Raw genomic sequence first — 26,594 nt, 5'->3', positions numbered from 1 at the left:
CCTGCCTACACAATGGCGTCGAGGTCGAGCGGATGCACCTTGCCTGAACCGTCATGAATCGGCGCAGGAATACTGGCAACCTGCGCCAACTCACGGTTTTCACGGTGGCTGAACCAACGCTTCAGGCTGGGTTGCAGGTGCGCGCGATCGGCGTGACTGCCATACACGTCGCGGGCGTCCAGGCGCCGCCAGCGCAGGGACTCCAAGCGTTGGCGACTGGTGCGCAACCGGTCAATTTCTGCGTTCAACGCCTGGCTATGTTCGTGCCCATAGCCACGCTGGTTTGAGGGGCGGCGACGGTCAAGCTCACGGTTCTTGTCGCGCAACTGCGCAGTCATGCTCTCAAGGGCACGGTCCAGCAGCTCAAATTCTCTCTGCGTGACCAGGGGCCCTTGGCTATCAACGGTTTGTTGCCAGCGACGCAACGTGGCCCAGGCCGCCGGGATGTAACTGGCCGTCATGAAGTGCTGGCTGGCCTGAAACAGTTGTTTCAGCACGTTGGCGCGGTTGGGCATGTCACCTTGAAGTTGCAAGGCACGGTTACAACCGGCCTGCAGAATAGACTCACAACCGGGCGTCCATAACACCGAGGAATGCGTGCCATCGGCCAGTTTGATCGGCATGAAGTGCTGCTGTTCGCCGTGATGCTGGTAGGGACTGCTACCCACACGCACCAGGCCGGCGGCAAACAGAAGCCCACCCGGACCGGGTGCGCTGAACAACGCCACTACACCCGGAACCCAGAGTTTTGCGGTGGTGTTCATCCACGTGGCCGGAACGCTGGGCACCGGGTCGTTGTGGTTGACGATGCGATGGTGGACCAGGGCTGAGGCGCCTTCGGTAAACTCGGCGTCGGCGGCGCGAGGCGCGCCATAGGTGTAGAGGAGAATGTTGTACTGAGTGTCGGGGATTCGTCGCAATCCTTCTGCCAGGAGCAAGGCGATGGCGCCGCCGAGGCTGTGGCCGCAGATTACAATGCGCTGGCCGCTGTGAAACTGCTCGAGGTATCGCAGAATAAAATCGCGCATCGCTAGATACGCCTGATAGAAGCCCTTATGGGCTTTGCCCACGCCGTCAGAAAACGGCACTTGGTGGGCGTCGGCGTCTCGCAGTGCATCGGCGCCGCTGGCGGTGCCTCGCACAGCGATCAGGATGACTTCAGCGTGATGAGTGATGAACGCCTGAGTGTCCGTTCCGAACTGCTCATCGTTGAAAAAATGCACCAGAGCAGGATGCTCCTGTTTTGCGCCAAGCTCAGAGCGGTTCTGTGGGTACACGTCAGGGTCGAAGGGCACGATCTCAAAACGCTGGGAGTATGGGACTTCCTCATAGAGCGGATAAAAGCGCTGCACCTGCTCGCGATCAACATTCCAGGCTTCTTGATAGGCCGAAAGCTTTTCGACGAACAGATTCCCTATGCCGGGATCCAGAGGAAAGCTGACTTGATCCACCGGATTCGTTGGAGGCTGCTGGCCAAAATCGCAGTAACTCAAGGTAGCCATCAGCGCCAATTGGTAGAGGTTCAAGGCGCAGAAACGATCCTCTGTGGATAGCATCGGGCGCAGGGCTCGCAAAGGTCGTACTTCCAGCACGGTATGCAGGTTGGGGAACAACACCACACCAGACAAAGTCGGCTGAGGCGGACCGAAGCCCAACTCAGCCATCATTCTTAACGCATGGCGTTGAGGTGGGTAAGTGCGGGGCGCCAACGGCGGTAAGTGAGCAACATGCCGGACCAGGTCGCGCACTTCTACCTGATAAAACCGGTCCGCTTTGCGCTGTGCAGGATTTCCCTCGATACGCTGGCCGTCAGGAGTGCAAAAGCGGGTTTGTTCGGCCCGTGCCTGGAGTTCGGTGATGGGCAATTTGTAAGTCTTGCGCGTACTCAATTCAAAATACGGCTGCTCATTCCCAGCGTACAACCCCTCCAGAATAAGCACGACGGGACCGCAGTAAAACCCTTGTAGCTTGGCAAACCCCTCCCCAGTCAGCCTGCCATTATACGAGTGGCCTGTACTGTCATAGACAGTGTAAGCAAGCCCGCCGTAGGCCTTCCCACTGCCCGTTTCATCAACCAGACAAAAGCTTGCCCAATGCCCTTTCAATGCACATGCAGGCATGTTGCTGCTGAAAAAAGCTTGCTTGCGCGCTTCTTGATTCATGACTCGACTCCTTGTCAATTACAGGTGGGATAGACATCACAAGTGCGTCCATCCGGCATCTTTATAGGTTTGAAGTCCTTGTTATCGGGCTCGCAAGCTCCCTGCTGATCCTCAAAGCTTTTACCCCTGCAGCGTTTCCAACCTCCCGGTACAGCTATCCACCGCCGGTCAAAAGCCGGTTCTTCCTGATCTGTAAGCGCCAGTACCAGCCTGACTTTTTTTCCAGGTAACAGCTCTCGTTGCACGACACCGCCCGCTCGAACTTTCTGCCGCTGCCCTCCTGCGTCCAACGCTTTGCACTCCAGAATTTTTCTGATTGCATGCAAGGGCCCCACCGTGCGAAAAAACCACCTGCATTGACCGGCCAGCTCCTGCACACCTGAGCCGGGCATCCCTGCTACGCGCTCAGATTCGACAGGATCTGCGAAATAGATAGCGGCTGAATCTCCACCGACATCTGCGTCGCGCTCGCCCCATTTCGCATAAATGTCGAACTCCACGCTCTTCAACACCGATGGGCATCCCTCGATGGTTTCAGTCAGCGGCAGGTCATAGCTCACTCGTTCGACCACCGGTTTGTAATCAGCAATAAAGATCTTCCGCTCCGGCCTCTTGCCTCGACGTCGCGGCAAGGTACACAACTGGTCCCTTGCAGGACCGTAGTTAGCCGCCCCTGTAAACCGAAACTCCGCAGGCAAATCCACCTCCAACGTGAAGTGATTGACCGGCCCCACCGCACATCCCGAAAGCCATCCCGCACCCAGCGCGACCAATGCACCACGCAGCCGCTTATCCATGCTTGCCTCCCAGCCTGCGCCACTGCGCCGATACTCGTTCGAAGTGGTCCCCAGGCGTTTCTCCTTGCATTGGCTGCCACTGAATGACGCTGGTACGCGTTGCCTCTTCCAACCTGCGCACCACCAGGAACTCAAGCTGTTGCGGCGCACGCCATTGCCACGCACGAGCCTGTTCCAATACCTGAGATAACCAGATTCGAGGGTCCTGGAATTCAACCAGCGCGGCGAGGTCTTCGCTGTGCTCGGTCAGCAGGTAACGCAGGACATTGGCGTGCAGGATGGCCGCCGTATGGGGGTTGGGGGTGTTGAGCCAGGGTGCCGGAACTGGCACCGGATACTCACCGGGGGCCGGATTATCGCCGTGGTGCCAATGGCCCTCGTGCCAGTAGCACACGCTGATCAACGGGCCGAGGAACACCGGCCAGTGCTCACTCGGCAGATGAGCCAACACGCGAGCCAGGGTTCGATTGTCATGAAAGCGATACAACGCCTGGCTGCCCTCGAGCCCTACCAGCATGCGCTCGCGCCAATGTCGGGCCGCACCGGCCAGGTCGTCGTCGGGCAGGCTTGCCAACCAACCCCAGTCAGACTGCGGGTGCTGCAGCAGGTCGAACAGCGCAGGCTCACTTGCCTGCTCCAATAGCAGGATCACCGGACCAACCGCTGCCAGTTCGGCCACAGCGCTCTCACCGTAGAGACTGCAATATTGCGATAGATTACGGGCTGCCAGCAGCGGCTGGCGTGCCTCATGGTTGCCGTCAAGGATCAGACACAGTCGGCGGCCCGCTTGTTGCTGTTGGGCCATCCAGCGGCCAGGCGTGCTCTGCATCAAGCAGCCCTCCGCTTGATAGCGCACTGGCCTTCGCGGCATTGCTCGCACACAGGACAAAAATCAGCCCCCAATTGCCGGGCCAACGCCATGACGAGGCCTTGTGCAACCGCCATTTTCGGACCGATTGCTGCTGAAAAGGGGCTCGTTGATGAATTCGGGGGTGGCAGGCCGCCGACGGTAATGGGTTTGCTGGTGAAAATACCGCCGGCCTGAACCAGCACATACTCACCCCCAGCCCTGAGGCTCAGTTGCGCGCCCGCATCGATGACCAGGCTGGCACCTGCCTTGAGATGGATTTGTTGCCCGGCTTCTATGACCAGCAAACGCCCTACCCGTGTCTGACTGTCGCCCTGCACGTCCAGGTGATCATGCGCTTTGAGTTCGACATTGCGATCACCCCCGATATGACGACGCTCACCGCTTTGCAGGTGAGCCGTGCTCAGTCCGCGGATGATTTCGTGGCGCTCTCCGACGACCTCCAAGCGACTGTCGTGCCCCACTTTCTGCTCCAGATCACGCTGAGCGCGCAGGTAGATGAGTTCCTCGCCACGGCGATCTTCAAGGTGCAGTTCGTTGGCTCCCCCGCCGCCCGGCGAACTGCGGCTGCGCAAGACACTGCGGGTAGCGTGCTGCGGCAAAGGATAGGTCGGCATGTGCAGCGCATTGGGCAGGCAGCCGTTGATCAATGGCCGGTCGGGATCGCCCTCCAGGAAGGTCACCAGCACCTCCATGCCCACGCGCGGAATCATCATTGCGCCAAAGCCATCCCCCGCCCAACCAGACGCTACCCGTACCCAGCAGCTGCTTTTGTCATCGGCGTTTTCCAGGCGATCCCAATGAAACCGTACCTTCACCCGGCCATAGGCATCGCAATACACCTCCTCGCCCGCAGGCCCTGTCACCGTGGCGGTTTGACTGCCATTGATGGTCGGTTTCGGGTGCTTCAGACGAGGCCGATAAGGCGCGCGCCAGGGTGTGGCGATGAACTGGTTGCGGTAGCCCTGGAATACGTCCGTCTCAACCACCGCTTCCTCAAGTACCTGCGGTTGATAACCCTCATGACGCACTGATGTGATCAACCAGAGGTCGTTGCAGGCCGGATCGGGGTGATCGCGCAGTTCGAGGAAATGGCCGCAGCTCAACGCAGCTTGATCACTGCTGCCCAGCGCGTGATGACGGTCGCTCTGATGGCGCTCCAGGCTTCGGCGCGCCAATTGTTTGCCCCGTGCAGGGTCAAAGAAGCCACCAGGGTAGCGATAATCCTCCAAAGGTTGCGCCCAGGCAGTGCCTGCCGTGTCGTGCAAGCGCAACAACGGGTGCTCGAAATCATGATCGCGGCGAGCCGTATGCCGAGTGCGGGTTTCCAGGCGCACCTCGAAACCCTGGATCACCCCCGATTCGTCGACATAGTCATGCACCGGACAGTAGCGCTGCGCAGGCAAGCGCCGAAACACCGTCTGGTCGTCACCAAACACCAGCACGTGATTGTGCGTGCTGTGGCGGAAATGGTAGTGAATGCCCTCCTCTTCACACAGGCGCTGGATGAAGTGCAGGTCGGTTTCAGCGTACTGCACGCAGAACGTGCGTGGCGGATAGACCACCGGGCCGAGTTCGAAGCAATAGGCGTCGGCAAGGATACCGTGATGCTCAAGCACCGCAGCGATGATCTGCGGCACACTGCGCTGCTGGAAAATCCGCTGGTCGCGCCGGTGGGCCAAGCACGCCAGCCGGGGGGCCAGGGTGAGGTGATAACGGGTCAGCCGCGCGCCCGGATCATCACGGCCGATGGCGTGGATTTGCCCATGCAGCCCTGCGTCCGCCGCGCCGAAGTCAAGATAGGCAGGCTGATGGAGCAGTGCCTCAAGGTCCAGCGAGGCGTTTTCACTGACTACCTGCAGTTGAATGAAATAAGGCTGATCAATGACTTCATTGCCTTCAAAAGCGAGCACTTGAAAGTCGCTGGCAACTTCTGGAAGTATCAATTTGAAACGTGTTGACATTAACGCACTCACCATCCGTAGTTACCCATCATCAAATAGTTGACTGAAAGGCTTTCTCCCGTCGGATGTTGATCGAACAGCTGGGAAAAAGCGCCTTAACGCAGTGAAGCTTAGCGATTTCAGGCGCAATTCGGCTCTTCAAAAACAAAAAAGAAGTTTCGTACATTGGGGTCGGAAGTGTCTTTTACGAAAGATTACAGCGCATTAATAAAGCAACTAAGAACAACAAGAAATTTCCTACACTAACTTCACAAACCTAACTAACCAATAAAGAAACAGCTGACACTAACCCACGCCATCAGCTGCTCTGTCACGATCAGGCTTGAGCCCTGGCAGTCCCGAACAGGCTGACGTTCAGCAGTGTTTCACCCTGGCTCTGCAACCGTACGGGCGCCGTGCCACCTGGCATGACCACGGTTACCACGCCGTCCGTGACCCAACCTGCTCGCCATGCCGCGCACGCCACTGCACTGGCGCTGGTCCCCGAGGACGCGGTGGGACCCTCTCCCCGCTCAAACACCCGCGCGATCAGGTGATTGTCCGAAGATCGGGCAGCCCATTGCAGATTGATTCCGGCACTGCAAGGTTGACCACGCCCGAGCGGCGGTGCGAAGGCAATCGCCTGCAACAACCCGAACAGTTCAGGCTGTTGCATCGACCAATTGTCGGGTAACGCGCTGGCGTGCTCGACGAGCGTCACGCAATGAGGGTTGCCCACGCGTACAAACTCACTGCAAGCCCAGTGCGGGTTGACTGCCGCCAACGCGGCCACGTGACTGAACTCACGCTCCCTGACCGCAACCGCATTGACACCCGCAGCGGCCACTGCGCCGGGGCCGAACATCGGTAGCCCCAATGCCAGCCAGAAACCTGCCACCTGTTCGTACAACGCCGGCTCCACGCGGGTGGCAACAGGCGACGCCGTGGCCGGCTTGTCATGGTGCACGCGCAATTCACACGTCTGAACCATCAAGCCCTGATCGGTCAACGCCTGCGCAAAGATAGTCAGACCGTTGCCGCTGCGTTCGGCGAGTGAGCCATCCGTATTGACGATCAGCAGGTCGAACGGCGGCGCGGATTGAAATGGCCCGACCAGCAAACCATCGCAACGGTGCGCCTTCGCATTGGCGGGTCGAGGCAACGCGCCCCAGCCGCACTCGGAGGAGATTGCCGATGCCGCCCAGTCCTTGCGAGTGTGCGCCGCCAAGTCAGCGCGCTCGGGCACATCGACACCACGGCTGCGCAGATAGGCCGGGCTGACCACCGCGTAGATATTGCCCCGCGCGTCATAGAACTGGGTCATATTGCTACCCGCTTGAAAATCTTCATCGGCTTGTCCGTCCATTTGCCTGCACACTGGACGGCAGCGTATTACAGAACTGTCGATCGGGTCATCCAAAGGGAACCCGGCTCGCTCGAGAGCGCCTGATATGCAAGGATGTCGCGCCGGACATCGTTCGCTGAACGCAAAACCAAGGATTTTTCATGACTGCCATTCCCACTCCAGCGCCCGTGGTTCCCGGGCGACTGGAACAAATGTCGACCCGTATCGCTTTTTTCATCGCCGGCTTCGGCATCGCCGCCTGGGCGCCGCTGGTGCCGTATGCCAAGGCACGCGCGCAACTCAACGAGGGCACGCTGGGTCTGCTGCTGTTGTGCCTGGGAGTGGGTTCGATCATCGCCATGCCGGTGGCCGGTGCGCTGGCCTCACGTTTCGGCTGCCGACGCGTGCTGACGGGCGGCACGATCATGATCTGCCTGGCCCTGCCGATGCTCGCGACGGTCAGCTCGATCCCACTGCTGATGGCCGGGCTGTTTCTGTTCGGCGCAGGCCTGGGCACCGTGGATTCGACGGTCAACCTGCAAGCCGTCATCGTTGAGCGTGCCAGCGGTAAAACCATGATGTCGGGCTTTCACGGCCTGTTCAGCCTCGGCGGCATTGTTGGTGCGGCGGGAGTCTCCGGGTTGCTCGGCCTGGGCCTGTCGCCATTGCAGGCGACCTTGGTGGTGATCGTGATCGTGGCGGTCGCGCTGCTCAAGGCCGGGCCACATCTGTTGCCCTACGGCAGTGAAAGCTCGGGCCCTGCGTTTGCAGTGCCTCACGGTGTGGTGCTGTTTATTGGCTGCCTGTGTTTCATCGTATTTTTGGCTGAGGGCGCGGTGCTGGATTGGAGTGCCGTATTCCTCAGCGCCGAGCGTGGCCTGGATGAGGCTTACGCCGGCCTCGGCTATGCGGCATTTGCCTTGACCATGACTGCGGGACGCCTGACCGGCGATGCCATTGTGCGACGGCTGGGCGCCACCCGTGTGATTGTCATCGGCGGCTCGCTGGCCACCGCCGGCATGCTGCTGGCCACGCTGTTCCCGGCCTGGGAAACCGCGCTGCTGGGGTATGCATTGGTGGGCGCTGGTTGCTCGAACATCGTGCCGGTGCTGTACACCGCCGTCGGCAAGCAAAAAGTCATGCCGGAGCACATTGCGGTACCGGCCATTACGACCCTGGGCTATGCCGGCATTCTTGCCGGCCCGGCCATGATCGGCTTTATCGCCCACGGCAGCAGCTTGAGCATTGCCTTTGTGCTGGTCGCGACGTTGCTGGCCGGCGTTGCCATCAGCGGCAAGATCCTCAAGGTGTAAATTGCCTGCCGCACACGGCCCGGACGCTACCGGGCCTTGTGCATCTGGTGCTGTTCCAGCCAGCGCTCCAGGCTTTTGTTGCACAGCCAGCCCTCGTGCCTGGAGCGGCCAAACAAGCGCTGGGTATTGGCGCGCTCCAGCGAGCGCAATAATCCTGGGCGCTCGATGATGTTTTTTGCCGTGTACACACAGTGTTCACTGTATTTCTTCCTGGGCAATCCGGTGGTGGGTTCAAGAATCGGCCTGCCCAGTGAGTCGCTGTCATCGGGGTCGTTCATCACCACTTTGAGCAGCGAAATATCCACGTACTCAAAGGTTTCAAAGAACACGGTGCGGTCCTTGAGCGTGTCCCTCAGCTGTTTGAAGTGACCTTGCAACGCCTGCACGACGCTGGCATTGCCCTGGCCATGGAAAGGGTCCTGGCTGAAGGCGTTGGGTGAACTGTTGCCGCGCAATTCGCAAGCGGCTTCCAGGCTGTCGCGGGTGATATAGCCGTCGCAATCGATGATTGCGTCGCTCAGCAGCGGGCGCTTGAGAATTTCCCTGACCACCAGGATCATGCGGTCGCGCACGTTATTCACCCTCACGCTTTTCGGCTGCAAATTGGCGCAGCGAGGACGGCGTCACACAGCCCCCCTCGCTGTAGTTTTCAAACACGTCAAAGTTCTTTCGCAACTCGAGCGCCAGTTGCCTATCGGTGAAGCTCGGGCCCGGAAGCGTGGTGTCTGCGCGAGCCGCTGGTGCGTTCTGCAGCGCCTGGTGCCGCAACGACGGCACGGTAGCGCGCAAGCCGTGCCGCCGCGGCGGCGGCAGGTCTTGCGCAACAGATTGATCCTCGCAAAACGGCTGTGCCACAGGCGGCGGCGAAGGCCAGCGAACCTGCGGGCCGCCCATGGCCGTTGGCAGCATGCGCGGTAATGCACCCTCAATTGTCATACGTCATCTCCCGACCTTTTGCTGATCTGTGCTTGCCTGAAATTCAACACCGAGGTGCTCCGGATCAGTGGGTTGATTGCGTAGGAGCAAGCAACCGATGTGTGGCGAGTTGGGCACGATAGTTCCGGGCAGCGGCGGAATACCAATAACAGCATGTAAAAACCATGAGGCCCTGGGTCAATCCGACTTCCCCCCACGCCAGACAGTTTTCAGGCCATGGATCAACACAGCCCAGGCGCCCGACCCTTTGCTTTCGTTGCGGCTCGCCTCCCCAGGCGCAAGCATGCCGCGGGCGAAATCATCGGCGACCGGTGCCCGGAACTTGCACTGCCCCGCGAGCGCTTTCATGCGCTGCACTTCTGCCGCGTAGCCATTCGGCGGGGCCGCAGGCAGAAGGTCATTCGGCAGCTCTTGCCCTGTCACCGCTGTTGAGCGCTCAACGTCGACGCCATGGGCGAAGGTGTCGAGGCCTCCCCTTGGGCAGGGTTGAAACGAAGTTGAAGTCATATCCAGGCCCTGATTCACGTTCTGAAAAGACTACCGAGTGCGCTAAGCCGTTGGGCCCATCCAGCGCAGCAAGCGCCACGAAGCGTTCGCCGCGCCGATTGCATCGCGCGTACTCAATCAGCGGGTCAGTGCGACCAGGATTTCAAACACGTTGATCCGGCCATCCGCGTCTGCGTCCATTTTCTTCAGCGAATCGCCGCGGCCGGTAAACGCTTTACTCAGCTGGATTAAATGGTCGATCGACGGAATGCCCGTCATGGGTGTTTTGCCCAGCGCCTGAAGGTCTCTGACGTTGATTTCGTGCCCAACGTAATCTTTCAATTGATTGAAATGGTTGAGCATTTCCTGGGCTATTTGTTTGTCATCCTTGTATTTGAAGGGGTTGTCGTCACGGATGAGTTTAGCCAGGGCGTGCAGGTCGGTTCGACTGCCAAGGGCGTCCATCATGCCGGTACGCCGCAATACCTCTCGGGCGGTGCGAATGTTTTCATTCACGTTGGGATCACTGCCCAGCTGTTTTGCCGCCATGTCTCTAAGGGTGCGAGCACTCAGGGTCTTGGAGTGACTTGATCCGGTGAACGCAGCGAAGTTGTTCAACAGCAACTGCGCCAGTTGGTCATTACTTTTGTGGGAGTAGACGAGGTCTGGTTTACCCGACCCAACCGGCACCGGCGTTGGCGGTACACCGTTGTGATGAGCATGCGCGTGGGGTCGCTGACTACCAAACCAATGGCCCATTGCGTGTTGAAACTGCTGCATGAAACCCTGTTGCGAGGCCGAGTGATTCATCGCCGGCGCCCAATGATGATGATCACTGTGACCCTGGGCTGTTTGCTGATGAGCGCCAAACACCGGCCCGGAGACGTTGACCGACAGGTTATAACTCACGTTCCCGGCGCTGTGGCTGTCGTAGGACGGCGCGACAGAAAACGCACGGCTGGCCTTGGCTTCGGGCTTTGAATCAGCCAGCGCCGTGTCAGCGGTTGATGAAACAGAAACAGACGTATCGAGAGCCGATACCGACATAAGTGCCTCCAGTGCAAGGGGATCGATTACCAACCTGCCACGCCAGCGTGACGTCGAAGTCGTTCAGGTTTCCCCTGTGTGGCGCATCTGTCGGAATAGGTTCCTGACCCGGCAGCAGGTCGCTTAAAAACCTGTAGGAAAGGCGCAAAAAAAATCGCAGCCCCAGGGCTGCGATTTTTCGTGTCAACGGCAGGTCAGAACCCGACGCTTGCCTGTACGAAGAAGGTACGTGGCTCGCCAAGGTACAAACCCGCGTTGTTGTCGCTCGAGCGCGTGTAATGTTGTTGGTCGAAGACGTTTTTCACACCCACGCCCAGTTTCAGGTTCGACAGTTGCGCACCAAAGTCATAGCCGCTGCGCACGTTGACCGAGACATAACCAGGAATATCGCCGTACTGGCCATCGGCAGTGCCCTGGGTGATGTAAGTGGTGCCAGTGCCCGGCGCGCGTTGCCCGGACTGGGCATAGACGTCCAGGTTATGGGTCCAGTGATTGATGTCGTAACGCAGGCCCGCCGTTGCCACTTCACGCGAATACAGCGGCAAGTCGCGGCCCTTGAACGGTACATCGCCTTCTGAGGTGGCCTTGGTGTACGTGAAACCGGCGCTGGCGGTCAGGCCGTCCAGGCGCGGGTCGAGGTTCGACAGGTCGTAGTGGGCCGAGGCTTCGACGCCCTGGTGCTTGGTGGCGCCCAGGTTGGTCCAGCCCACGTCGTTGCTGACGTATTGCAACTCGTCCGAAAAGTCGATGTAGAACAATGTCACTTCGCCGCCCCACACGCTGTCGTTGTAGCGCGTGCCGACCTCGTAGGTCTTGGCCTTTTCCGGGTTCAGGCCATCGGCCGTCTGGTTGACCCGGCCACCCTGCCCGATCTGCGCATACTGCAGGCTGCCGAACGAAGTTTCGTAGTTGGCGAACAGCTTCCAGGCATCAGAGATGTGGTACATCACGCTCAACGCCGGCAAGGGCTCGTTGCTCTCGATCCTGCGATTTTTTTCCACGGTGCGCACGCCGTTCAGGGCGACCACCGGGCGATCATGCCAGCGGGTTTCGATGTTTTCGAAGCGGATACCCGGGGTGACGGTCCATTTGCCGATATCGATTTTGTTATCCAGATAGAACGCATTGGCGACGGTGCCGCCGGTGCGGTCCTGGTAAACATGTCCATCGTTTTGGCCACCCGGCGTCGGTACATTGTCGACCAGGTTCAGGCTGCTGGCTTGCTCATGCATGCCTTCTTTCAGGTAGCGGTAACCAAGACTGACTTCCTGAGTGCTGGGGCCCACGTCGAACACGTGCGACACACGTGGCTCGATGCCAAAGGTGTAGTAGGTGCGCGGGTAGGAACCGATGGTCTTCAGGTCACGGTTGGCAATGTTGCTGCCCCGGAAACTGTCGGTGTAGTAGGTCAGCACTTCGGCCTGGGTACGGTCATCGATCTGCCGGATGTACTTGAACGACACGTCCTTGCGGCGACCGCTGAAGTTGTCGTAGTCGCGCACCGACTGGTACGGATTGGCGTCAAATTGCTTCTGGGTCAAGCCACCGGGCATGTCGGCGCTGGCGTCGTAGTAGTGGAAATTAAGCGAGAAATCGTCTTGATCGGTCGGCGCCCAGTGAGTCTTGAGGATCACGTCGTCGATGTCATTGGAGTTGTTGCTGTCGCGGTAACCATTGCCGTTGACGCCGGTATAGAGCAACGCAACGCCAATACCGTTGTCGGCGGTGCCACCCACAAAGGCGTTGTCGACGTGTTTCCAGCCACCGTGTTCAGCCGTCTGCAAGGTGGTGCCGACTTCACCGGAGAATGTCTCGGGAATGGCGCGGGTCACGAAGTTGATCACACCGCCGACGTTCTGTGGCCCATACCGCACGGAACCGGCGCCGCGCACCACGTCGATGCTGTCCAGGTTGCCAGCGGAAATCGGCGCCATCGACAGTTGAGGCTGGCCATACGGGGCGAACGCCGCCGGCACGCCGTCGATCAACACGGTGGAGCGTGGCGACAGGCGCGATGTGAGGCCACGAACGCCGACGTTCAGGGAAATATCACTGCCACCGGTGCCGTTGGATTCCTGCACCTGCACGCCAGGGATACGGCGCAGCACGTCACCGACGTTCATTGCGCCCTGCTCAACCATGGCTTCACGGCGCACCACCGTGCGCGCGCCAGGGTGGTTCTGCACGACGGCAGCGTTCGCATCACCCAACCAGTCGCCGACCACCTTGATGTCGGTGACGCCCAGCTCCAGCGGCGAGCCGGCTTCACCGGTGCCGGTGCTTTGCGGGCGCAGGGTCACAGAACCGGCGTCGATCTGGTAATCCAGGCCGCTGCCTTGCAGCAGCTGGCGCAGGGCTTGTTCGGGCGAGAGGTTACCGTCCACCGCAGGCGCTTGCTTGCCGGCGACCATGTCCGGGTTGAAAAACACTTGCAGGGAAGTCTGCTGGCCCAACTGGCTCAACGCTGCGCCCAAAGGCTGAGCGCGGATGTGGATGCCGTCGCCAGCATAGGCCGCAGGCAGCGCGGCACTGACGGCGAGCGCCAGCGCCAGAGGCGCCCAGCGGGAAATTTTATTGTTGTAGACGGTAAGTTTTTTCACGTCGAACCTAGTCCTGTGATCGCAAAAGTGTGCGGCTGTTAATGCAAACCAGTTGCAGTTGCAGGAGAAGACGAAGAACTCGGAAAAAACCTGAATTTCAGCGAGAAATAATTTCCTGGCTGCCATCGGGCAAGCTGCGCAGGGCGACCGGCAGTATGTGCGGCAAGGCTTTGAGCAAGGCGTCGGTGTCGCGGGCGTTGAACACACTGGTCAAGCGTAGGTTGCTCACCGCCGCCGTGCTGACCCGCAAGGGCTGCTCACGATAGCGCGATACTTCACGGGCCACTTCGCCGAGGGTGGCGTTGTTGAACACCAGTTTCCCGCTGCGCCAGGCGGTCAGTTCATCGGCATTCACCGCATAAGCCGCTGCGACCTGTCCCTGGGAATCGACATGCGTGCCGCGGCCTGCCGTGAGCGTGACCCTCTGATCCGTCGAGCGCCCCTGTACCTTGACGGTGCCGGCCTCGACCACCACGCGGGTCTGGTCGTCGTCACGGCGCACATCGAACCGTGTGCCGGTGACCGTCACCTGCCCTGCTCCGGCGACCACGATGAACGGGCGACTGGTGTCATGCTCGACGCTGAACATCGCTTCGCCTTGCTTGATCTCGACTCCGCGCCGGCCCTTTTCGTAGTGCACCGCGACCACGCTGCGGCTGTTCAGGTCCATGACCGAGCCGTCCGGCAAGGCCACTTGGCGATGCTCACCCACGCGCGTACTGAATTGCGCACTGTAAGGCTTGGGTTGATCCAGCCCGCTGAACAGCCCAAGGCCCAGGGCAATCGCCACCACACTGGCGGCGACGGCGTAACGCACAACGGCACGGCGTCGAGGGCGCTCGACCGGCGCCTCACACAACGCCTGCAAACGCGCCTTGGGCAGCAGGTCTGCGGCGCTCCACATTCCTTGCAGCACATCGAATTCGTATTGGTGCTCGGGACGCTCATTGCGCCAGGCGTCGAAGCGCTGGCGTTCTGCGCTGCTCAAGTCGGCCTCTTGCAGGCGTACAAACCATTGCGCGGCTTCGTCGCGAGCGCGGCTATCCATCATGGAAGGTCCTGTTTCAAAGCGGGTCATGGGGCCATCGCATCCAGGCGGTCACGCAGATGCCGCAAGGTGCGGATCATATACTTTTCCACCATGTTTTTAGACAGGCCCAGGCGCACGGCGATTTCCTGCTGGGTCAGGCCCTCGATTTTCTGCCAGATAAATACCTTGCGACAGTTGAGCGGCAACTCGGCCAGGGCCCGCTCGATGGAGTCCGCCAACTGGATGGCGTGCATGAAATGCTCCGGGTCGCCGCCGTGGAACGAGCGCTGATCAAAAGCTTCCAGCGCCAGCGCCTCACGCCGGTCTTCGCGGCGATAGGCGTCAACGGCGATGTTGCGCGCGGTTTGATGCAAATAGGCGCGCGGTTGCTCAACCTCACTGGCGCGCGACTCAAGCACCCGCACGAAGGTGTCGTGGGCCAGGTCCTCGGCCTGCTGACGGTTTCTCAGGCGGCGTGTCCAGGTTCCGATCAACTCTTCGTAGTGCTCGAAAAAGCCTGTTCTGCGGGGCGGCTGAGGAGTCATCGAGTGAGCACTGGGGAGGCGGGGCGTGAATAGTAATGCTTCCTATTAAGTGGAGCAATTGCTTCCCGTCGTCCCGCGCCGTTCTCGGCACGTCACCCGCGCCGCAGCATCAGCGCCGCAAGCGCACACAACGCCAATGCCACACAGGCCAGATAAAACGCATCGCTGTAGGCCATCAGAAACGCCTGGTGATGGATGCTCTGGTCGAGCAGTTGCAACGTCGCTTGATGGTCCGGCAACTGCGCCTGCAACACGCCCGCGTCCGGCAGGCGTTGTTGCAGGGCCGAGTCGAACAGCGTCACCGACTCATTGATCCGCGCTGAATGCACACGCTCGCGCACCACCACCAGTTGCGCCAACAACGCCGTGCCGACGGCGCCGCCCAGGTTGCGCAGCATCGAAAACACCGCCGAGGCCGAACCCGCCTCGGCCTTCGCCAGCCCCTGCACGGCCAGCACCGACAAAGCCACCATGATCAGCGGCTGACCGACCCCGCGCACCACAATCGACGGCACGATCACATTGCTCGCGCTGTCGGCGGACAAGTGCGCGCCCATCCAGCACCCCAGCGCCATGATCGCGAAGCCCGACGCTACCAGCAGCTTGGCGCTCAACCCCCTCATCAATCGCGGCAAAAACGGCGCCATCACCAGTTGCACCAGCCCGTAGAGGATCAGGCTCAGCCCAATCTCCCGTGCGTTGTAGCCCTGCAATTGCGACAGGTAATTGGGCACCAGAAACACCAGGCCGAATGTGCTCGCGCCGAACACACACATCGCCACACTGGCCACGCCAAAGTTGTAATGCCCCAACAGGCGCAGGTTGATAAAGGCATGCGCGCCCCACAGTTGGCGCGCGATAAACCCGAGCAGCCCGACCACGGCCAATACACTCATCCACACAATAAACGGCGAACCGAACCAGTCCTTGCGCCCGCCCTCCTCCAGCACGATTTGCAGCGCACCCAGACCCATCACCATGCAGGCGATGCCCCACCAGTCGCCCTGGCGCAACAGCTTGAGGTGCATGGGCTGGCGATCAATCGACCAGGCCACCGCGGCGAGCAACGCAATGCCGGGGAACAATTGCAGGTAGAAGATCCAGCGCCACGAGTACACGTCCGTCAGCCAACCGCCCATCGACGGGCCCGCAGCCTGGGCCACGCTATTGGCCAGGCTGAACAGGGCCATGCCCAGTGGCACTTTGCTGGGCGGCAGCTCGGTAATGATCAGTTGGAAAGACAATGGGATCAGCACCGCGCCAGCCGCGCCCTGTATCACCCGAATGATGATCATGGCTTGCAGGTTCGGCGCCAGCGAGCACGCCACCGAGGCCAGCAAAAACACGCCCGAGCCTAAAAGCATCACGCGGCGCAATGAAAACACCTGCACCAGCCACGCGGTGAGCGGGATCATGATGATTTCCGCCACCAGGTACGCGGTGGAGATCCAGGAACCCTCCTCGAACGTGGCGCCCAAAGCGCCTTCGATTTCCGGCAGCGCGGCGCTGGTGACGTGCACGTTCATCCCGGCCATGAAGCAGCCGAAGAGCCCGCCGATCACCGCCACCCATGCGCGCAACGACACCTGGGGTGAGCGCGCATCAACCGCCATGAGCAGGCGCCCCACGCGTGTCGACCGTGGCAATCACCGACATGCCCGGCAGGATGCGTGGGCCGTCACCTTCCCGCGCCAGCAGGCGGATCCGTACGGGAAAACGCTGGACGATCTTGGTGAAGTTGCCCGTGGCATTGTCGGGCGGCAATAACGCAAACACTGCGCCGGAGCCTGGGGCGATGCTTTCCACCTCGCCCCGCCAGTGCCGGCCGGCGAAGCTGTCCACCGCAATGTCCACCGACTGCCCAGGCGCCATGCGCTGCAACTGGGTTTCCTTGAAGTTGGCGCTCACATACGCCTGCGCGACCGGCACCACGGCCAGCAGCGGCAAACCAGGCAGTGCGTATTGCTGGCGGCGCGCTTTGCGCTGGCCCACCACGCCGTCAAACGGCGCACGAATCGCCGTGTCCTCCAGCGCGTTACGCGCCAAGCCCACGGCGGCCCGAACTTCGCCGACATGGGCCTGACGTTCTTGCAGTTGGGCCTGGGCCTGTTGGCGGCGCGCCTTCAGCACCTGCAACTGCGCCTGCTGACGCAGCACCTGCGCACGTGCCTGGGCCACCGTCGCCTGCGCCTGGGCCTGGCTGGCACTCACCGTTTCCAGGTGTTGGGCACTGGCGACCTGCTGCGCCACCAGGTCGCGATAGCGCTGGTAATCAAGGCGCGCGCGTTGTGCTTCAGCCTCACCGCTGGCCAGCGCGGCCTGGGCCTGAACAATACGTTGTTGTTGCTCGCCGGATTGCGCGTCGAGGGTCTGCAGGTTGGCCTGTTGCGCGGTGACCGCCGCTTCAGCTTGCTGCAGCTGCGCCTGGGCACTGTTGAGACGCTCGATAAAATCGCGCTCATCGATACGCACCAACACGTCTCCGGCCTTGACCCACTGGTTGTCGTCCACCAGCACCTGGCTTATATAGCCGGCAACCCGGGGGCTGACGGCGACCCAATCGGCACGCACATAGGCATCGTCGGTCTCTTCCAGGAACTGCCCCGTTGTCCACCAATAGCTGCCAAACAGGGCGATGCCCAGTAACGCAGCCACCGACGCCGTCACCACCAACGTGCGGCGGTGACGTTGCATCAACGTGGGTGAAATGACTTCAACGGCCTGATTCATCGGCGGGCTCCAAGGGTGGCTACGGGTAAGGAAGGTGATGGATCAGGGCGCTGCCAACCGCCGCCCAGCGCCTGGAACAGGTCGATCTGGCGGTTGATCAGGTGCAGGTCGGCCTGAGCCAGGCGTGTTTCGAGGCTGACGCGGTTGCGCTCGCTGTCCAGCAGCGCCAGCGCATCCAGGCCACCGGCCAGGAAGCTGCGGTTGGCCAGCTCGAACGCTCGGCGGCTATGCGCCAGGGCGGCGACCAGGGCTTGGCGGCGCTGCTGTTCGCCTTGGTAAAGCACCAACGCTTGCTCCACCTGCTTGAGCGCGTCGAGCACGGTGGCGTCGAATTGCGCCAGCGCCTGATGCGCTTCGGCCCGCCGCTGGGTGACCTGCGCAAGGGCGATCTGCCGGTTGGGAAACTGCCAGGACAGCAAGGGGCCGATGCCATACACCACGGCGTTGGCGTCCCCCAGTTTGCCCAGGCTGGCGGCCGACGAGCCGAGCATCGCGCCGAAGGTAATCTGTGGATACACCTGCGCGCGGGCCAAGCCGATGGCCGCGGTCGCCGCACGCACCTGTGCCTGGGCGCGGCGGATATCGGGACGGCGTTGCACCAGCGCCCAGCCTTCGCCGACCGGCAACGGCGCCTGCAATCGCGGGCCTTGCTGACAGCTGTGAGCGCTCACTTGTTCCGGCGGCTGACCACTGAGCACCGCCAGTTCATACAGCGCGCTCTGGCGGCGCGCAGCGAACAGTGCCAACGGCGCGCGGGTTTCCTCCAGCAGGCCTTGCAGGCGTGCCACCTCCAGTTCATTGGCGGCGCCGGCCTTTTGCAAACGCTGAGTGACGTCAAGGCTGCGCGCCAACAGGCGCACCGAATCACGCTGCACCTGGGCCTGATGCGCGTAGACGCAGGCCTGCGCATAGGCCCGTGCGGTCTGCGCCGCCACGGTCACTCGCAATTCATCCTCCACGGCGCGTGCGGCTTGCGCATCGGCATGGGCCGCAGCAATGCGGTAGCGCACGGCGCCCCACAGGTCCAGCGTATAGCTCAAGGCAAACTCAGGGGTGTGGCTCCACTGCCCGCCCGCCGACTGGCCCGTCGCCTGGGCCAAGGTCTGGTCATCGCGGCTGCGGCCATACCCCAGGCCATAAGACAACTCAGTGGACGGGCGGCGCTGACCTTCGACCTGCTGCAACAGCGCCAGCATCGCATCGACATGCGCGCCAGCAGCCTCAAGGTGTTTGTTCTCGCGCAGTGCCCGTTCCACCAAGGCATCCAGTTGCGGGTCACGGTACAACTGCCACCAACGCGCCGGCAGCGGTTCGGCGGTTTCCAGGGATAAGATCGCTGCAGGCTGCGCCGTCACTCGCGTCGTAGGCGCGTTGCTGCACCCGGCCAGCGCGCTGATCACACCCACAATGGCCAAGCGGTGGAAGCGGTCAAAAACAGAGCTGGGCATCACAAGGCTCGTTCAGGAAAGGGCCTTGCAGCGTAAAGGTCTCACCTTGGGGATTCGCGCGCGCCCAGGCCATCTATCGTCGCTGAACGGACAACTGCGCAGCGTGGCTCAAGGCCCTGGCCGAAAATGGCTCGGCGGGTAACCCATGGCACGGCGAAACATCGCGCTGAACGCGCTCGGGCTCTGGTAACCGTGCTCCAGCGCCACCTCCAGAATGGGCACGCCCTGGGCCAACAGTTTGAGGCTCAGGGCGAGCCGCGCACGCTGGCGCCACTCGCCAAAGCTCATGCCCAGTTCACGCTGGAAAATCCGACTCAGGGTACGCGCGCTCATGTTCAGCAGGTCGGCCCACGACTCCAGGCTGCTGTCATCGGCTGGGTGGCGGATAAAATGCGTGCACAGCTTGGCCAGGCGCGCCTCCGCCGGCACCGGCACATGCATGGCCACCACGGGCGCGCTGAGCAACTCCATGCGAATCAGCTCGATCAACGCGAGCATGCGCGGGGTGTTCTGCCCTGCAATCAAGGCCGCCGCGACGATCAACTCGCGCAGCAGCGCAGACACTTCAATCACCTGGCACACCCGGCCCAATCCGGGCTCCGCATCCGGCGCCAGGAACAGCGTGCGCATGTGCACGTCACCGGCCATGCGGATTTCATGCGACGTACCGGCCGGCACCCACAGCGCATGCCCGGACGGCACCAGCCAACTGCCCTGCGCGGTATTGACCACCATCACCCCCGCCACGCCATGAATCAGTTGCGCCTGGGCATGGCAATGCGGGAGCACCACCTCATCATTACGGTAATTGTCGGCATAGGCTTCAAGCCACGGCCTGGGCGGCGATTGGGCAGTCATAGGCGGTGCTCGCATCAACGGGCCTTGAGTCTAGCGAAAAGCGCACTGGCAAAAACGAGCGAAACAGACAGCCATCGTCGCATTTGAGACAACCGGTGAACTTCCGCCCCGCGCTGCCAGTCAGCTGCAAAGACTCTCTTAAAACGGTGGGTGGGCTATGCAGATCTCGTTGCAGCAACAAGTGGCCCTGGTCACCGGCGCCAGTTCCGGCATTGGTGCAGGCGCCGCCAAGGCATTGGCCGAGGCCGGTGCGGCCGTGGTGCTCAATTACAACTCGCAGGCGGCGCCGGCCGAAGCCCTTGCCGCGCAGATCAACGCCAACGGCGGCCAGGCGATTGCCATCGGTGGCGATGTGTCCAAAGAAGCCGACGTTGAACGTTTATTCGCCCAGACCCTCGATGCCTTCGGCCACCTGGACATTCTGGTGGCCAATTCCGGCCTGCAAAAAGACGCCAACCTGGTCGACATGACCCTCGAGGACTGGAACACCGTGATCGGCGTCAACCTTACCGGGCAGTTCCTGTGTGCCCGCGCCGCCGTGCGGATTTTCAATCGACAGGGCGTGCGCGAGGGCGTGTCGCGTGCCGCCGGCAAAATCATCCACATGAGTTCGGTGCACCAGATCATTCCCTGGGCCGGGCATGTGAATTACGCCGCCTCCAAGGGCGGCGTGGAGATGCTGATGCGCACCCTCGCCCAGGAAGTCAGCGAACAACGCATCCGCATCAATGGCATTGCGCCGGGCGCCATTCGTACGGCGATCAACCGCGCCGCCACAGAAGGCGCGGCGGAAAAAGAGCTGTTGAAGTTGATTCCCTATGGCCGCGTCGGCGACGTCGAAGACGTGGCCAACGCGGTGGTGTGGCTGGCCAGCGACGCGTCCGACTACGTGGTCGGCAGCACCCTGTTCATTGACGGTGGCATGAGCCTTTATCCGGAGTTTCGTGGCAATGGTTGATTTCAAGAACGAACCCCAAAGCGCCATCGATGCCCACGGCATTATTGGCGATATGCGCAGCGCGGCCTTGGTGAATGACCGCGGCAGCATCGACTTTTTCTGCTGGCCGGAATTCGACAGCCCGTCGATTTTCTGTTCGCTGCTCGACACGCCTGAGGCGGGTGTTTTTCAACTCTCTCCCGAACTGACAAACGCACGGCGTGAGCAAATCTACCTGCCCGATACCAACGTGCTGCAAACCCGCTGGCTGAGCGATGAAGCCGTGGTGGAAATCACCGACCTGCTGGTCATCAGTGAAGAAATCGACGACCTGCCGCTGCTGATTCGCCGCGTGCGCGTGGTCAGCGGCAGCGCAAAAATCCAGCTGCGCTGCGCCGTGCGCCACGACTATGCGCGCACACCGACCCACGCCAGCCTCGCCGACGGTATCGTGTCGTTCACCGCCGACGGCCTGCCTGGCCTGCGGCTGGCGGGCAGCCACGCGATGCAGATCGAAGACGATGCCGCCGTGGCCAGCTTCACCCTGGGCCAGGAAGAAGGCGCTGAGTTCGTGCTCGGCGGCCAGGAAGACCCCCGCGTCAACAACGGCTGCACCGACCTGGCGCTGGCGCACACCTTGAAATTCTGGCGCAGCTGGATCGCGCAGTCGAATTACCGCGGGCGCTGGCGCGAAATGGTCAACCGCTCGGCACTCGCCTTGAAGCTGCTGACCTCGCGCAAGCACGGTGCAATCATCGCCGCCGCGACATTTGGCCTGCCGGAAACCCCCGGCGGCGAACGCAACTGGGACTACCGCTACACGTGGATCCGCGACGCCTCGTTTACCGTCTACGCCTTCATGCGTCTGGGGTTCATCGAAGAGGCCAACGCTTACATGCGCTGGCTTAAAGGCCGCGTCAGCGACTGCTGCGGTCAGGCAACCAAAATCAATATTCTTTACGGTATCGATGGGCGCCAGGAACTACCGGAAGCCACGCTTGATCACCTCAGCGGCCACGGCGGCGCCAAACCGGTGCGCATCGGCAATGAAGCGTTTGACCAGGTCCAGCTGGATATCTACGGCGAGCTGATGGACGCGGTGTACCTGGTCAACAAATACGGCGAAGCAATTTCCCATGAAGGCTGGAAACACACCGTGGAAGTGGCAGATCAGGTGTGCGAAATCTGGAACCAGCAAGACGTGGGCATCTGGGAAATGCGCGGTGAGGAGCATCACTTCCTGCATTCGCGCCTGATGTGCTGGGTGGCGCTGGACCGCGCAATCCGGTTGGCCTCCAAACGCTCGCTGCCCGCGCCGTTTGCGCGCTGGGACCAGACACGCCAGGCGATCTACGCGGATATCTGGAGCAACTTTTGGAATGAAGAGCGCGGGCACTTCGTGCAGCACATCGGCAGTACTGCGCTGGATGGTTCGATGCTGCTGATGCCGCTGGTGCGCTTTGTCGCGGCGACCGACCCACGCTGGCTGTCGACGCTCGAAGCAATCCAGAAAAGCCTGGTGCGTGACGGCATGGTCTACCGCTACCGCAACGACGACAGCCAGATCGACGGGCTGCAAGGCACCGAAGGCGCATTCGCCGCGTGTTCGTTCTGGTACGTCGAATGCCTGGCGCGCGCCGGGCAAGTGGAGAAGGCCCACCTGGAATTCGAACAACTGCTGCGCTACGCCAACCCGTTGGGCTTGTACGCCGAAGAGTTCGACAGCCAGGCACATCACTTGGGCAATACGCCGCAGGCGTTGAGCCATTTGGCGCTGATCAGCGCGGCGACCTTTCTGGACCGTAAGCTCAGCGGCGAAAAGACCACCTGGCAACCTTGAGCAGGCCCGACGCACAGCCGCGGCCTATCAACCTGACACTGAGGGCTACCTGTGCGAGCGGGTTTGTCGGGAAGCGGGAGTGTCAGTGACGGCATGCAGAGGCTGACACATCGCATTCGCGAGCAAGCCCGCTCCCACAGGTGATCGGGTTCAGCTTCCTGCTGTTGATTTTGACCTGAGGCGCCCCGCTGAACCCCGCAGCGTGCACAATGGGCAGCCCCCCAGCTGCCATCAGGAACCTCATGCGCCAGGTATTGTTGATCATCGACGTGCAACCTTCTTTCAACCCACCTGCGTGGCTGGTCGATGGCATCAACGCCCTGCTCGGGCGCCTGCCATCGGTGGCCACCGTGGAGCGCCATGACGAAAGCATCACCCCCTTCACCCGCCAACTGGGCTGGCAACCCGCGCCGGATGACGACAGCCTGATCGCAGCCGAGCGCGTCTTCATCAAACACGGCTATGCGCCGACACCCGAAACCCTGGACTACCTGAAAAGCCTGGCGCCGGATCGCGTGCTGGTGTGTGGCATTCAAACCGATACGTGCGTGCTGGCGGCCGGGTTCGCGTTATTTGACGCCGGCTTGCAGCCGACGCTGATCAGCGATTTGACCGTGGGCTCGTCGCTGGACCGGTCGGGAACACTGGGCGTGGATTTGTGGCGGCACCATTTTGGATGCGTGATTGATCGGGCTCAGGTGATGGCGACGACCGCCTCATGAACCCATTCCCGACGCTTGCCACCCAGCGCCTGCGCCTGCGCGAATTGCGCGCGACGGACGCCCCCGCCCTGTTCGCCATCCACCGCGACGCTGCCAACATGCGCTGGTTTGGCGCCGACCCGATGACCGACCTCGCCCAGGCCCACGCGCTGGTCGACACCTTCGCCCAATCGCGCACCCAGCCCAACCCCGGCACACGCTGGGGGATTGAACGGGACGGCGAACTGATCGGCGGCTGCGGCCTGTTCAAATGGAATCGCGCCTGGCACAGCTGCGCCCTGTCCTGTGAACTGGCGCCCGCCTCCCGTGGCCAAGGCTTGATGAGCGAAGCGTTGCGGGCGATGCTCGATTGGGGCATCGCGCACATGCACTTGCATCGGGTTGAAGCCATGGTGCATCCGCAAAACACCGCGTCACTGGCATTGTTGGAACGCCTGGGCTTCATCGCCGAAGGAACGTTGCGAGAAGCCGGATTCTGGAATGGCCAACGGCATGATCTGATGGTGTTGGGGTTATTGACGCAGAAGTGGCTAGAGAAGAAATAAAAGATATATAAAGGTACCGCCGCCATCCATCACGCCTGATATTCAAGGAAGGAATATGACACCACGTATACGCCGAGACGCCGGTACATCGCTGCGACCAACCCTGAGCTGGAGTGAGATATGGGAAAGCGACGATAAGGGTTTGATCAAATGCTGGGAGACGGGTCGAGAGCTGGCAACAAAGCGATCTGATCTTACGCAAGCTGCCCTCAACAATGAGTTGCCCCCACTCGGCTGGAAAGGCGGTGTCAGTCGAAGCCTGAAAAAGCTAGAAAAGTTTGGCTCGCTCAACTACCTGGCGCAATGGCAGGGCCTGCGAGGTGAAAACTTGGATATTGACCCGGAGCATGAGGTCCTTAAAACCTGTTCGCGCACTAACATGACGGTTACGTTCACGCCCGACAAAACGAAGTACATCAACCAGACAACGGAAGCTGAAGAATAGGGAGCAAGGACGCATGGTCGATCTTCATCAGGAATTCGAGCGAAGCCTCTACTTTCACCAAGCTCGTATTGATAGACGCTCTGCTGACGCATTGGTTGGCGTCACTGCCGGCTTGACAGCAGATGGAAAAATCAACCAACTGGAGGCCGAGTTTCTCAAGTCGTGGATCGAAACCCACTTGATACATCTGGAAGACCCGGTCGTTAATATCCTGTATCAACGCCTCTCCCACATGCTGAGTGATGGCGTACTGGATGAGGACGAGTCGATTGAGCTGTTGGAGATCCTGCATCAGTTCTCCGGCGTTCCCGTTGGTGCACCTCAGCATGCTAAAGGCGTTAGTACTCTTCCTTTAAACGACCCAGTTCCTGAACTCGATTGGCTAGACAGGGTTTTCTTATTCACTGGGATCATGGCTCACGGCCCTCGGAAAGACTGCGAGTCGCTCGTAATCGAACGCGGAGGTGTGATCGGTAACTCCGTGAGTAAAAAGATACATTTTTTGGTGGTGGGCAGCATTGGCAACGAACAGTGGCTCCACAGCGCCTACGGGGCGAAGATCAAGAAAGCCGTGGAATTGCGAAATAGCGGTGTCCCCATTGCGATAATCAGCGAAGCTCACTGGCAACAGGTGCTATTCGGTTGAACCCCATCGTCTCTATCCTCATTCATGTCCCCGACTGGCGCACCGCAACCCCGTGGTACGCCGCGGCTTTTCCCTCTGCCACGCGGATTCACCATCAGCCGGATGATTTCGGTCATCTGGCGCTGGAAGGTGTGGCTATTGAGATCGTCAACGCCGACGACAAAGTTGCCTGTGGCGCCGCAGGCTCGGTGGTGTATTGGCGCGTGGACGATCTGCACTCGACGGTGCGTCGGCTGGAGGCATTGGGCGCAAGACTGTATCGCGGGCCTTTGGCGATTGAGGGCGGGCAGTGGATGGCTCAGGTGCGCGATCCGTGGGGCAATTGCATCGGGTTGCGTCAGGTCGGGCTAGACAAGTCAAACGACTGACTTGATTTACGCCCCGTGCCGTCACGGGTTTGAGCTAGAGTTGCAGCTACTTTGGCCAGTCGATAAGCGCCCCTCATGACTACGCTCGCCCCGCTGCTATACGTCCGTACGCCGATGCTGGAAATCGCCTACGAAGCCCACGGTCCCGAAGACGGCGAACCGGTGATCCTGCTGCATGGTTTCCCCTACGACCCGCGTGGCTACGATGAGATCGCGCCGGCCCTGGCCGATCGCGGTTGCCGGGTGTTGGTGCCCTACCTGCGTGGCTATGGCCCAACACGGTTTATCAACGCGCAAGTGATGCGCTCCGGCCAACAGGCGGCGTTGGCCAAGGACCTGCTGGATTTCATGGATGCCCTCGGCATCACGCAGGCCACGCTCGCCGGTTACGACTGGGGCGGACGCGCCGCGTGTATCGTCGCCGCTCTATGGCCGCAACGGGTACGCGGGTTGGTGACCGGCGATGGCTACAACATCCAGGACATTGCCAGGTCGCTTGAACCGCGCGCGCCGGAAAAGGAGCATCGGTTGTGGTATCAGTTTTACTTTCACACCCAGCGTGGCGTCGACGGTCTGAGCGCCAATCGCCGTGAGTTCTGCCAGTTGTTGTGGCGGCTATGGTCGCCGACCTGGGCTGAGGGACCGGGGCTGTATGGCCGCACGGCGCCGTCATTTGATAACCCGGACTTTGTCGATGTGGTGATTCACTCCTATCGCCACCGGTTCATGTACGCGCCGGGCGACCCGGCGCTGGAGGCGATCGAGCAGGCACTGGCCGCGCAGCCGCCGATTCCGGTGCCGACAATTTCGCTGTGCGGCGCTGATGACGGCGTAGGCCCGGCCCCGGCGGTGGATGACGACGAGGAACATTTCAGCGGTTTTTACCGACGCGAAGTCTTGCCCGGTGTGGGTCACAACATTCCTCAGGAAGCGCCACAGTCCACGCTCAGGGCGATCTGCGAATTGCTGGATCGGGCCTGAAC

At 61.2% G+C, this 26,594-nt stretch carries 25 protein-coding genes; 9 read left to right on the top strand and 16 right to left on the bottom strand.

The window, feature by feature from the left end:
• Positions 1–5: 5 nt before the first annotated feature.
• The 5 genes from AACU78_RS04750 to AACU78_RS04730 all read right to left on the bottom strand — a co-directional run bounded on the left by AACU78_RS04750 (position 6) and on the right by AACU78_RS04730 (position 7,094).
• Positions 6–2,162, bottom strand: a complete 2,157-nt coding sequence (locus AACU78_RS04750; RefSeq protein ID WP_106580073.1) for a lipase family protein — start codon at positions 2,160–2,162, stop codon at positions 6–8.
• A gap of 14 nt (positions 2,163–2,176) precedes the next feature.
• Positions 2,177–2,959, bottom strand: a complete 783-nt coding sequence (locus AACU78_RS04745; protein ID WP_106580072.1) for a hypothetical protein — start codon at positions 2,957–2,959, stop codon at positions 2,177–2,179.
• Positions 2,952–3,788: a DUF4123 domain-containing protein gene (locus AACU78_RS04740; protein WP_106580071.1), complete on the bottom strand. Its 837-nt coding sequence runs from the start codon at positions 3,786–3,788 to the stop codon at positions 2,952–2,954. The genes AACU78_RS04745 and AACU78_RS04740 overlap by 8 nt, the downstream gene beginning before the upstream one ends.
• A complete protein-coding gene (locus tag AACU78_RS04735) occupies positions 3,788–5,806 on the bottom strand; it encodes a type VI secretion system Vgr family protein (protein WP_106580070.1) in 2,019 nt (672 codons plus the stop codon). The genes AACU78_RS04740 and AACU78_RS04735 overlap by 1 nt, the downstream gene beginning before the upstream one ends.
• 301 nt (positions 5,807–6,107) lie before the next feature.
• Entirely contained in the window at positions 6,108–7,094 is a 987-nt protein-coding gene (locus AACU78_RS04730) for a diaminopimelate epimerase (protein ID WP_106580110.1), read from the bottom strand.
• Between the two features lie 182 nt (positions 7,095–7,276).
• On the opposite strand from AACU78_RS04730, the gene AACU78_RS04725 reads away from it, so the two are divergent.
• A complete protein-coding gene (locus AACU78_RS04725; RefSeq protein WP_106580069.1) occupies positions 7,277–8,428 on the top strand; it encodes an MFS transporter in 1,152 nt (383 codons plus the stop codon).
• Positions 8,429–8,454: 26 nt separating this feature from the next.
• Here the strand turns inward: AACU78_RS04725 and AACU78_RS04720 are convergent, their stop codons facing one another.
• The 11 genes from AACU78_RS04720 to AACU78_RS04670 form a co-directional block, all read right to left on the bottom strand.
• Positions 8,455–9,000 carry a type III secretion effector protein gene (locus AACU78_RS04720; RefSeq protein WP_106580068.1) on the bottom strand — a complete coding sequence of 182 codons (546 nt, stop codon included), beginning with the start codon at positions 8,998–9,000 and terminating at the stop codon, positions 8,455–8,457.
• A 1-nt stretch (position 9,001) separates the two neighbouring features.
• Positions 9,002–9,337 carry a hypothetical protein gene (locus AACU78_RS04715; protein WP_106580067.1) on the bottom strand — a complete coding sequence of 112 codons (336 nt, stop codon included), beginning with the start codon at positions 9,335–9,337 and terminating at the stop codon, positions 9,002–9,004.
• A 204-nt stretch (positions 9,338–9,541) separates the two neighbouring features.
• Positions 9,542–9,871 carry a type III secretion protein gene (locus AACU78_RS04710; protein WP_106580066.1) on the bottom strand — a complete coding sequence of 110 codons (330 nt, stop codon included), beginning with the start codon at positions 9,869–9,871 and terminating at the stop codon, positions 9,542–9,544.
• Positions 9,872–9,988: 117 nt separating this feature from the next.
• Positions 9,989–10,930 (bottom strand): hypothetical protein, encoded by a 942-nt coding sequence (locus AACU78_RS04705; RefSeq protein WP_146151468.1) that lies wholly within the window; start codon positions 10,928–10,930, stop codon positions 9,989–9,991.
• 161 nt (positions 10,931–11,091) lie between these two features.
• A complete protein-coding gene (locus tag AACU78_RS04700; protein ID WP_106580064.1) occupies positions 11,092–13,497 on the bottom strand; it encodes a TonB-dependent siderophore receptor in 2,406 nt (801 codons plus the stop codon).
• 97 nt (positions 13,498–13,594) lie between these two features.
• On the bottom strand, positions 13,595–14,548 hold the full coding sequence (locus AACU78_RS04695) for a FecR family protein (protein ID WP_106580063.1): 954 nt from the start codon (positions 14,546–14,548) through the stop codon (positions 13,595–13,597).
• A 23-nt stretch (positions 14,549–14,571) separates the two neighbouring features.
• Positions 14,572–15,072: a sigma-70 family RNA polymerase sigma factor gene (locus tag AACU78_RS04690; RefSeq protein ID WP_106580062.1), complete on the bottom strand. Its 501-nt coding sequence runs from the start codon at positions 15,070–15,072 to the stop codon at positions 14,572–14,574.
• A gap of 92 nt (positions 15,073–15,164) precedes the next feature.
• Entirely contained in the window at positions 15,165–16,685 is a 1,521-nt protein-coding gene (locus AACU78_RS04685) for a DHA2 family efflux MFS transporter permease subunit (RefSeq protein WP_106580061.1), read from the bottom strand.
• Entirely contained in the window at positions 16,675–17,802 is a 1,128-nt protein-coding gene (locus tag AACU78_RS04680; protein ID WP_106580060.1) for an HlyD family secretion protein, read from the bottom strand. The genes AACU78_RS04685 and AACU78_RS04680 overlap by 11 nt, the downstream gene beginning before the upstream one ends.
• Positions 17,799–19,250: an efflux transporter outer membrane subunit gene (locus AACU78_RS04675; protein WP_106580059.1), complete on the bottom strand. Its 1,452-nt coding sequence runs from the start codon at positions 19,248–19,250 to the stop codon at positions 17,799–17,801. The genes AACU78_RS04680 and AACU78_RS04675 overlap by 4 nt, the downstream gene beginning before the upstream one ends.
• A gap of 108 nt (positions 19,251–19,358) precedes the next feature.
• On the bottom strand, positions 19,359–20,108 hold the full coding sequence (locus tag AACU78_RS04670; protein WP_106580058.1) for an AraC family transcriptional regulator: 750 nt from the start codon (positions 20,106–20,108) through the stop codon (positions 19,359–19,361).
• Between the two features lie 157 nt (positions 20,109–20,265).
• Here AACU78_RS04670 and AACU78_RS04665 point away from each other — a divergent pair, with 157 nt between their 5' ends.
• The 8 genes from AACU78_RS04665 to AACU78_RS04630 all read left to right on the top strand — a co-directional run bounded on the left by AACU78_RS04665 (position 20,266) and on the right by AACU78_RS04630 (position 26,592).
• On the top strand, positions 20,266–21,066 hold the full coding sequence (locus AACU78_RS04665; protein WP_106580057.1) for a glucose 1-dehydrogenase: 801 nt from the start codon (positions 20,266–20,268) through the stop codon (positions 21,064–21,066).
• On the top strand, positions 21,059–22,885 hold the full coding sequence (locus tag AACU78_RS04660; protein WP_106580056.1) for a glycoside hydrolase family 15 protein: 1,827 nt from the start codon (positions 21,059–21,061) through the stop codon (positions 22,883–22,885). Before AACU78_RS04665 ends, AACU78_RS04660 begins: the two co-directional genes overlap by 8 nt.
• Before the next feature lie 242 nt (positions 22,886–23,127).
• Positions 23,128–23,607, top strand: a complete 480-nt coding sequence (locus tag AACU78_RS04655; RefSeq protein ID WP_106580055.1) for a cysteine hydrolase family protein — start codon at positions 23,128–23,130, stop codon at positions 23,605–23,607.
• Positions 23,604–24,152, top strand: coding sequence for a GNAT family N-acetyltransferase (locus AACU78_RS04650; RefSeq protein WP_106580054.1), 549 nt, complete (start codon positions 23,604–23,606; stop codon positions 24,150–24,152). The genes AACU78_RS04655 and AACU78_RS04650 overlap by 4 nt, the downstream gene beginning before the upstream one ends.
• Positions 24,153–24,207: 55 nt before the next feature.
• Positions 24,208–24,597 (top strand): hypothetical protein, encoded by a 390-nt coding sequence (locus AACU78_RS04645; RefSeq protein WP_106580053.1) that lies wholly within the window; start codon positions 24,208–24,210, stop codon positions 24,595–24,597.
• A 13-nt stretch (positions 24,598–24,610) separates the two neighbouring features.
• On the top strand, positions 24,611–25,243 hold the full coding sequence (locus AACU78_RS04640) for a BRCT domain-containing protein (protein WP_106580052.1): 633 nt from the start codon (positions 24,611–24,613) through the stop codon (positions 25,241–25,243).
• Positions 25,240–25,611: a VOC family protein gene (locus AACU78_RS04635; RefSeq protein ID WP_106580051.1), complete on the top strand. Its 372-nt coding sequence runs from the start codon at positions 25,240–25,242 to the stop codon at positions 25,609–25,611. The genes AACU78_RS04640 and AACU78_RS04635 overlap by 4 nt, the downstream gene beginning before the upstream one ends.
• Positions 25,612–25,686: 75 nt before the next feature.
• Positions 25,687–26,592 carry an alpha/beta fold hydrolase gene (locus tag AACU78_RS04630; protein ID WP_106580050.1) on the top strand — a complete coding sequence of 302 codons (906 nt, stop codon included), beginning with the start codon at positions 25,687–25,689 and terminating at the stop codon, positions 26,590–26,592.
• Positions 26,593–26,594 lie beyond the last annotated feature (2 nt).

Source organism: Pseudomonas sp. R9.37 (assembly GCF_963878885.1).
Lineage (GTDB): Bacteria > Pseudomonadota > Gammaproteobacteria > Pseudomonadales > Pseudomonadaceae > Aquipseudomonas.
This window is presented reverse-complemented; position numbering and strand designations above follow the sequence as displayed.